The organism is Simplicispira metamorpha (assembly GCF_004341365.1).
GTDB lineage: Bacteria > Pseudomonadota > Gammaproteobacteria > Burkholderiales > Burkholderiaceae_C > Simplicispira > Simplicispira metamorpha.
The window spans coordinates 1-2,593 of sequence record NZ_SLXH01000055.1; the positions used below are offsets into that span (position 1 = coordinate 1).

Sequence of the window (2,593 nt, forward strand, 5' to 3'; positions counted from 1 at the left end):
TCGCAGCGCGTGGTGCGCCACTTGCCTTTCCTCTCGCGGAACACCAGTCCAGCGGCTTCGTAGTAGCCCACCGGCTCGGGTAGGTTGCGTCGGTCGAAGGTCATGGTGTGGCCCCCTTGCGGTTGGCTTCCAGCACACGCCAGCGGGCGGCCTCCAGCTCGGCATAGGCTGGGGTGTCGTGTATTGCGCATTGGCCTGCGATGCCGCCCGTGTCCACAATGCCCTCGGCGTACTTGGCACAGGTGGCCAGGGCAGAAATCAAGCCCTGCGCCACGCTGGGGCCAAAGCTCAGGGTACTGTCGTCTTCCAGCTCCGCATCAAGCTCGCGCTGTTGCAGGATGGCCGCAATGGTGTGGATGCCTTGCAGGGCCGTGGAGATATGGGCGGTTTCACGCTCGGTCAGGATGACGCCGTGGCTTTTGCGCAGCACGTCAAAGGCGTTGTCGTGCGGGATGCTCTTGTGGGGCGCACTCATGCTGCACCGCCTTTTGCGCCCAGTGCCAGGTGCTGATAGCCCCCGTGCAACTGCTCACGAATAGATGGCAAGTCGTCGCTGCCGGGGTCGTGCGCGCTCATAGAAACGCTGTTCAGTTCCAGCAGACGCGGCAGCATGGCCTGCACAAGGAAGGGCAGCTCCTCCATGTCGCCATGGTGCGTTGTGCGCAGCAATGTGTGCAGCAGGCTTTCGGTTTGGTAGGTGGCTTGCAGGCCGATTTTCTGGCGTTCGGTCAGGGTGACGGCGGTCATGCTGCCACCTCCGCACGTTCAAACGCGGCCAGGCGGCGCAGTGCGGTCAGGGCTTGGGCGCTCTTGCGGGCGGCGGCTGCGTGTTGGTGGCGGGCGGCGTACCAGCGCGCCATGGCGCAGGCGTTGACGGCCTCAAAGTGCAGGGCGACGGTATCGAGGGTGGGGGTATTGCCCGTGGGGGCGTGCGCAGACGCGGGCGCAGTGCGGCCCTGGGGGGTGTTAGCCATGGTGGCTCCTACTGAACAGGTTTGAAACCTGCCACCCCAGCGACCAAGCAAGGGTGGCAGACCGTGCAGGGTTGGTCGACCGGCAGTAGGAACCGGCACACCCTTGCGGGTGTCCCCACACGGCCCGCCAAAAAGGAAAGCCATGTGTGCCATGCGCAGCGCATGGGCGTAAAAAAGCCGCTGTCCAAATTGGGCGCGGCTGCTGCGCCTACTGATTTCCGGGCGACCAAGCCCGTGGTGCTTTTCAGCACCTGGGCGAATTGTGCCACGAGCAACGCCAGCGGTGAAGGTGGGCAGTCCATGCCCCTCTAGCTTTTTGTAACTACAATCAATGCGATCCGCTAGACCCATGACCCCCAGAAGCTCGCAGCCAACGTAGCCAAACATCGGGTCTGGTTCCACGAGGCAGAAGGGTTTGAATGGGATACGGCCATCATCAAAGCAGACCACCGCCACCAGTACGGTGAAACCCGATTTGAGGCCATGGGCCTGATTGGCGACCGGCTGTATGTGATGGTTTTCGCGTTGCGTGAAACGGCGGTGCGCATCATCAGTTTGCGCAAAGCCAACTCCAGAGAGGTAAAACGGTATGCAGCAGCAGTTCATTAAAACCAAGTCCGGGCGCTTGATTGCACTGCCCGATGCGCAAGAGGATGCCGCCATCAACGCGGCCATTGCCACGGATACCGATTCGCCCGAATGGACAGAGGCAGACTTTGCCCGCGCCAAACCGGCGTCGGCCTTCTTTGATGCCGCCACCCATACCAAGCTGACCAAGCTCCAGCGCAAGCCCGGTGAGCGCGGGCCACAGAAGGCACCCACCAAGGTGGCCGTGACAGTGCGGTACAGCCCTGACGTGTTGGCCGCATTCAAGGCCACGGGTGCAGGCTGGCAAACGCGCATGGATGCTGCGCTGAAAGACTGGCTCAAGACCCACTCGCCAGCATAGGGGGTGGGCAGCACCAGCGGTTGGGCGTCGGGCGTCTTGCTGGCGCTGGCGGTATCCGGTACGATGGCTGCGCCTTGCCCGGCTGTGCCCTGTTCTGCATTTTTTGTGGGACGGGGCATTTTCATTTGTCGGCCCCTTCATCGCATCGGGGCAGGTTCGCGGTGCCCAGCTCCAGCAGGTTGACGATGGCAACGGCAAAGCCACCGGCAGCGCTGTCGGGGTGCTCCAGTTTGGTCAGGGTGCGCAGGGCCTCGCGTACAGCGCGGAACGTCTCTGCCTGGGGGCGGCCGCGCAGCGCGGACAGTTCACGCGCCAAGTCGGTGCCCAAAGCGGCGCCAGCGCGCTCGCTCTCGTCCTGGGCCGCGGTAGTCGCGTGTTCCAGCAGCGCAGCGCCCAAGGCGGCCAGGCCATCAGGGCCGATGGGCATGGACAAGGCAATGCCCTCGGCGGTGCAAGCGGTCAGCAGGCCCTGGCCCACGGTGATTTCGTGGCCGTCCGGGTGGGCGTAGATGGGGGTGTGGTGCATGGTCAGTGCCCCCTTCACGCTGCGGCCTGAGCGGCAAGCCACTGGCGAATGTCGCCAACCTTCCATGCTGTGATGGCGGCACCCAGCCGGACTGGAGCTGGAAAGGACTGGTCGCGCACCTTGCGCCACAAAGTCGCTGGGCTG

Annotated in this window: 6 protein-coding genes and 1 pseudogene; 2 read left to right on the forward strand and 5 right to left on the reverse strand. The window is 64.1% G+C overall.

Annotated features, from left to right (window positions below):
* Positions 1-100: 100 nt before the first annotated feature.
* From EV674_RS17150 to EV674_RS17160, 3 genes are read right to left on the reverse strand one after another with little or no spacing between them, the layout of a single operon-like run.
* Entirely contained in the window at positions 101-475 is a 375-nt protein-coding gene (locus tag EV674_RS17150; RefSeq protein WP_119014934.1) for a hypothetical protein, read from the reverse strand.
* Positions 472-747, reverse strand: a complete 276-nt coding sequence (locus EV674_RS17155; RefSeq protein ID WP_119014935.1) for a hypothetical protein — start codon at positions 745-747, stop codon at positions 472-474. The genes EV674_RS17150 and EV674_RS17155 overlap by 4 nt, the downstream gene beginning before the upstream one ends.
* A complete protein-coding gene (locus tag EV674_RS17160) occupies positions 744-974 on the reverse strand; it encodes a hypothetical protein (RefSeq protein ID WP_132750517.1) in 231 nt (76 codons plus the stop codon). The genes EV674_RS17155 and EV674_RS17160 overlap by 4 nt, the downstream gene beginning before the upstream one ends.
* Before the next feature lie 363 nt (positions 975-1,337).
* On the opposite strand from EV674_RS17160, the pseudogene EV674_RS17165 reads away from it, so the two are divergent.
* Together EV674_RS17165 and EV674_RS17170 are read left to right on the forward strand one after the other, a co-directional pair.
* Positions 1,338-1,583 (forward strand): annotated as a pseudogene (locus EV674_RS17165) (BrnT family toxin); the annotation flags it as partial.
* The gene (locus EV674_RS17170) at positions 1,564-1,923 is read left to right on the forward strand and encodes a BrnA antitoxin family protein (protein WP_119014931.1); all 360 of its coding nucleotides are present in this window, start codon (positions 1,564-1,566) and stop codon (positions 1,921-1,923) included. The pseudogene EV674_RS17165 and the gene EV674_RS17170, both read left to right, overlap by 20 nt.
* 121 nt (positions 1,924-2,044) lie before the next feature.
* Here the strand turns inward: EV674_RS17170 and EV674_RS17175 are convergent, their stop codons facing one another.
* Both EV674_RS17175 and EV674_RS18055 read right to left on the reverse strand, forming a co-directional pair.
* Positions 2,045-2,449 carry a hypothetical protein gene (locus EV674_RS17175; protein ID WP_132750518.1) on the reverse strand — a complete coding sequence of 135 codons (405 nt, stop codon included), beginning with the start codon at positions 2,447-2,449 and terminating at the stop codon, positions 2,045-2,047.
* A gap of 14 nt (positions 2,450-2,463) precedes the next feature.
* Positions 2,464-2,568, reverse strand: a complete 105-nt coding sequence (locus tag EV674_RS18055) for a helix-turn-helix transcriptional regulator (RefSeq protein WP_424540839.1) — start codon at positions 2,566-2,568, stop codon at positions 2,464-2,466.
* Positions 2,569-2,593: the final 25 nt, after the last annotated feature.

Excerpts from the sequence above, each read along its gene's own strand:
- EV674_RS17160 (WP_132750517.1), bottom strand. The coding sequence starts at position 974 with ATGGCTAACACCCCCCAGGGCCGCACTGCGCCCGCGTCTGCGCACGCC.
- EV674_RS17155 (WP_119014935.1), bottom strand. The coding sequence starts at position 747 with ATGACCGCCGTCACCCTGACCGAACGCCAGAAAATCGGCCTGCAAGCC.
- EV674_RS17170 (WP_119014931.1), top strand. The coding sequence starts at position 1,564 with ATGCAGCAGCAGTTCATTAAAACCAAGTCCGGGCGCTTGATTGCACTG.
- EV674_RS17175 (WP_132750518.1), bottom strand. The coding sequence starts at position 2,449 with ATGCACCACACCCCCATCTACGCCCACCCGGACGGCCACGAAATCACC.
- EV674_RS17150 (WP_119014934.1), bottom strand. The coding sequence starts at position 475 with ATGAGTGCGCCCCACAAGAGCATCCCGCACGACAACGCCTTTGACGTG.